Annotated in this window: 4 protein-coding genes and 1 tRNA gene; 4 read left to right on the top strand and 1 reads right to left on the bottom strand. The window is 73.0% G+C overall.

Annotation, left to right across the window (positions count from 1 at the left end; genetic code table 11):
- Positions 1-279: 279 nt before the first annotated feature.
- Positions 280-353: transfer RNA gene (locus KS423_RS38990), tRNA-Ile, on the top strand.
- A gap of 182 nt (positions 354-535) precedes the next feature.
- Here KS423_RS38990 and KS423_RS38985 read toward each other — a convergent pair.
- Positions 536-2,626 (bottom strand): hypothetical protein, encoded by a 2,091-nt coding sequence (locus tag KS423_RS38985; protein WP_224284468.1) that lies wholly within the window; start codon positions 2,624-2,626, stop codon positions 536-538.
- A gap of 193 nt (positions 2,627-2,819) precedes the next feature.
- Here KS423_RS38985 and KS423_RS38980 point away from each other — a divergent pair, with 193 nt between their 5' ends.
- The 3 genes from KS423_RS38980 to KS423_RS38970 all read left to right on the top strand — a co-directional run.
- Positions 2,820-3,767 carry an SPFH domain-containing protein gene (locus tag KS423_RS38980; protein WP_224284467.1) on the top strand — a complete coding sequence of 316 codons (948 nt, stop codon included), beginning with the start codon at positions 2,820-2,822 and terminating at the stop codon, positions 3,765-3,767.
- A gap of 9 nt (positions 3,768-3,776) precedes the next feature.
- Complete coding sequence (locus tag KS423_RS38975) at positions 3,777-4,034, top strand: hypothetical protein (protein WP_224284466.1); 258 nt, start codon at positions 3,777-3,779, stop codon at positions 4,032-4,034.
- Between the two features lie 39 nt (positions 4,035-4,073).
- A partial coding sequence (locus KS423_RS38970) for a GPP34 family phosphoprotein (protein WP_224284465.1) occupies positions 4,074-4,658 on the top strand: 585 nt, incomplete at its 3' end.

The following is a 4,658-nucleotide window of genomic DNA, read 5'->3' as shown; positions in this document are numbered from 1 at the left end:
CCCGCCCGGCCCCGCCGCGGTGGTGCAGCCCGCCGCGGCCAGCACGACTGTGAGCGCCGCGGCCGCCGTCCCCGTCCCACGTTTCGTCATCCGCCCAGGCTGCCCCGAACGGGTGCCCCGCCGCCACCCGGGCTGCGCCGCCCGGGAGGCGCGCACCGTCGCGCACTCAGGTCTGCCCCCCGGCGCGCACCACGGGTGATCGACCGGCTATGCTGCCCGGGACGGCCTCGTTGGGCCGTCTGCTGCTGCCGTGCCGACGACCGGCGCGCGCGGCGAACCGGGGCGGTAGCTCAGCCGGTTAGAGCAGGGGACTCATAATCCCTTGGTCGTGGGTTCGAGTCCCACCCGCCCCACTTCTTCTTCTTGCCCCGGCGGCTGTCGGCCCCTTCCGAGAAGGCCTGTGGCCGGCCCGGACGCCGGGTTTCCGTCGAGTGGAACTGTAGGGCAGGATCTCGCCCGCCGGAGTTTGCCACGCCGCAAAGACTGTGGGGCCGTCACCGTTCGCCGGTGACGGCCCCACAGTCTTCGGTGCGGCTCAGCGGAGCTTGACCGGCTCGACGATCAGGTCGCCGTCCTGGTGGCGCAGCACGGAGACGGCCAGGTCCGGGAGCTTGCCCTTGGCGGCCATCGCCTTCAGGTCGGCGACCAGCGGCGAGCCTTCGTCGAGGTAGAAGCGCAGCGGGGTCGACGGCTTGGAGGCGGCGAGGTCCACGATGTCCTGGGCGTTGCGGCGGGTGATCGCCCATGCCCACAGCTGCGCGGTGCTGCCCTGGTTGCGGTTGAGCACGCTCAGCCAGAGGTTGTCCTCGATCCCGGCCCAGTCCGGGGTGGTCTCGCCGTAGAGGCGGGCGCCGGCGAGGGAGACCTGCAGCCGGCCGTCCTGCGGGTGGTCGGACTGGATGGCGGCGACCCGCTGGGCCAGTCCGAAGTGCGCGCCGTCGCCGCGCAGCTGGGCCCGCCCGACGGTGCCCCGCCAGCCGGCAGGGCCGGAGTCCGGCTGGGCGTTGCTGAGGACGGCGAAGGCCAGGCAGCCCGCGACGGCGACCACGGGCACGCCCGAGTGGAACCGGGACCAGATGGTCCGGCGGGCACCGGGGGCCGGTGCGGTGCTCGGCCCGGCGAGCGCGCGGCGGCCGAACGCGGGCAGCAGGGCGGCGGCGAAGCAGATCACCCCGACGACCAGCAGCTGGTGGATCATCTTCTCGTAGAAGTACGAGGTGGTGCCCGTCGTGAGGAGCTGGTACCCCATCACGCCGAAGCAGAGCAGCGAGACCGCGGCGAGCGAGGCCAGCGCGACCTTGCGCGCGCGGTTGGCGCGTGCGCTGCGGGTCAGCAGGCCCAGGAACGCGGCCGCCACGAGGGGGAAGAGCAGGTGGCGTCCGGTCGGGCTGATGGCGCCGGGAAGGGTCAGGACGTCCGCCGAACCGGCCGATCCCATGTTGATGTACGGCGGGAACAGCGCGAGGGCGCCGGTCACCGCGGCGGTGGCCAGCACGGCCGGCCAGTGCCGGAGGCAGTCCCGCCGGTGCACGACGGCCCAGGCGAGGACCACGGCTCCGACGGCCGGCAGCAGCAGGTAGTGGCCGAAGGAGATGCCGACGGTCAGGGCGCCGAGCGCGGTGATCTGCTCGTGGAAGCGGCTGAGCGGCCTGATCGCCAGGGCGATCAGCAGGGCGAACAACCCGAGCGCGAAGATCTCGCTCAGGAAGCCGCGGGCCTGGAGCTGCGGCACCTCGCCGACGACCAGGTAGACGGCGGTGGGCAGCGCGAGGGCCAGGCCGCGCCAGCCGCGCAGCGCGTGTCCGGCGACCCGCTGCACCGCCCACAGGACGGCGACCGCCAGACCTGCCGTGGCCAGGGCGAACAGCAGGACGAAGAACGACAGCTGGGCGAGCGCGGGGCCCTGGGTGGCACCGCCGTGCACGAAGCTGGTGATCACGGCCATCGTCAGGTGACTGCCCTGCGGGTAGGTGTCGAGGCCGTCCGCGACGGTGGCGGCGGCCTCGCTCTTGTGCAGGGCGGTCAGACCGCCCAGGCGCAGGATGGTGTCGTACAGCGCCGTGTGCCGGGCGAGGTCCTCGTACAGGATGATCAGGCCCAGCCGCTCGGTGGCGTTCCGGCGGACGACGGGGTACAGCGTGAACGCGACGGCCGCGGCTGCCGGCAGCAGCAGGGCGAGGTCCCGGGTGGGAACCAGCCGGCGCAGCCGCGCCCACGGCCGCTCGGCCCGCCCGGCGGGCCGGGGGCCCTGGAGGAGCAGGATCGCGATCAGCGGCACGGCGGTGGCCTCGGCGAGCGCCACCGGGTGCAGGCCCCACGGCCAGTAGCTGGCGAGCAGGCTGAGTGCGCAGGTCCAGCCGATCAGGACGCCGCCGGAGATCATCAGCCGGTCGAAGGCGGTGGCCCGGGAGCGGATGAGGGTCGCGGCGGCGAACCAGACCAGCCCGAAGCTCAGCAGATCGGCCGAGACCAGGTGGAACAGCGGCGGGAGGACGAGGAGGGCCGCGGCGAGCTGGAGCTGTGCGGCGTTCGGCCGTTCGAACCGGGCCCATGGGCGCTGCCGCTCAGTCCCCGTGCCCGGGCTCGTTCTGTCCGGTGTGCCGATGGACTCGGCAAGCGCTGTCATGGATGCGATTCCCCACAAGTGATGCTGAGCCTTCAGAAAACAGGCAGTAAGTATCGGGGTGACAAGTCTGCCGCATCGGCGGCGTGCCGGGGGTGTCGGGGGGTCGTCCTCGCACGGATGGGTGGCGTCGGCTGTCAGAAAAGTGATATCACTTTGCCATCAGATGCGGATGCCCGACCAAGGAGTCGCTCCCATGACCACACCGCGTTTCACCGTCGAGGACGGCCCTGTCCTGGACATCCCGGTCCCCAAGATCACCGAACGGGTCATCACCGGGGCGGCCGGCCTGCCGGTGCTCGGCGGCGCGCTGCTCGGCCTGCTCGCCGGGGTCGGCTCGTTCATCGTCGGTGCGGCCCAACTGGCCGCCCGCACCAACGCGTTGGGCATCGCCCTGATAGTCGTCGGGCCGCTGCTGGTGCTCGGCTCGGTGTTGCTGATGTGCGGCCTGACGGTGGTCTCGCCCGGCCAGGCCCGGGTGGTCCAGCTGCTCGGCCGCTACCGGGGCACCGTCCGCGCCGAGGGCCTGACCTGGCTGAACCCGTTCACCAACCGTCGGCACATCTCGCTGCGGATCCGCAACCACGAGACCGAGACCGCCAAGGTCAACGACGCGGACGGCAACCCGATCGAGATCGCCGCCGTGGTCGTCTGGCAGGTCGAGGACACCGCGATGGCGGTCTTCGAGGTGGACGACTACGCCGACTTCGTCGCCATCCAGACCGAGACGGCCGTGCGGCACATCGCCACCAGCTACCCGTACGACGCCCACCACGAGGGCCAGTTGTCGCTGCGTGACGGTGCGGACGAGATCGCCCGCAAGCTCTCCGCCGAGATCTCCGCCCGGGTGGCCTCGGCCGGAGTGCGAGTCGTCGAGTCCCGGATCACCAGGCTCGCGTACGCTCCGGAGGTCGCCCAGGTGATGCTCCAGCGCCAGCAGGCCGGGGCCGTGGTCGCGGCGCGCAGGCTGATCGTCGAGGGCGCCGTCGGTATGGTCGAGGAGGCGCTGGACCGGCTCGCCGAACGCGATGTCGTGGACCTGGACGAGGAGCGCAAGGCCGCCATGGTGAGCAACCTCCTGGTGGTGCTCTGCGGCGACCGCGGTACCCAGCCCGTCGTGAACACGGGCTCCCTCTACCAGTAAGGCGAGGCCTTGGCGACGGAACGGAAGAAGCTCCTGTTGCGGCTGGATCCTTCAGTTCACGACGCACTCGCCCGATGGGCCGCGGACGACCTGCGCAGCACCAACGCGCAGATCGAGTTCCTGCTCCGCCGCGCGCTCGCCGACGCGGGCCGGATGCCCGGCGGCGCGGCCCGGCTTCCCCGGCGCGGACGCCCGCCCAAGCAGAGCCCGGCCGAGGACGGCCCGGCCGAGAACAGCCCCGAGCGAGGCGGCTCCGACGCGAGCTGACCGGAGGCCGGGCACACGAAGACCCTTTCGGAGACCGACATGGACCTGCCCGCCACCCTCCCCGAGAAGCTGTACCTGCTCGCCTACGACCCGCGGCGCGGACGGACCACCCAGCACTCCTCGCTCAACCTGCTGCTGCAGGCGGCGGCGCTGACCGAGCTGTTGCGCCGGGGCCTGCTGTACGAGGAGGGCCGCAAGGCCGTCGCCCGGGTCCGCGCCGACGCCGTCGAGGCCGGCCTCGACCCTTACAGCGCCCGCCTGTTGGGCCAGATCCGAAGGGCCCGGCCGCAGAGCTGGAGCTCGTGGGCCGGCCGGGCCAGGAGCGTCGGGCGCGACCAGCCGATCCGCTGGGTCCGGGACGGCCTGGCGGACTCCGGCCGGATCGCCCTCCGGCCGCACCGGGTGGCCGGGTTGTTCCCGGTGACCCTGGTCACCCTGGCCGACCCCGGGGCCCGCGAGGCGCTGGCGGCCTCCGTCGCCGGGGCGCTGAAGGGACCGCTCAGCCGGGTCGACCCGGCCGACGCGGCGCTGACCGCCCTGGTCGCGGCGGGGAAGCTCCGCTCGGCGCTGAGCTCCAGGGAGCGCAGGGAGCACCGCGGCCGGATCGGGAAGCTGGCCCCGGCG

It is taken from the genome of Streptomyces sp. LS1784, from assembly GCF_020103755.1.
Classification (GTDB): domain Bacteria; phylum Actinomycetota; class Actinomycetes; order Streptomycetales; family Streptomycetaceae; genus Kitasatospora.
This window is presented reverse-complemented; position numbering and strand designations above follow the sequence as displayed.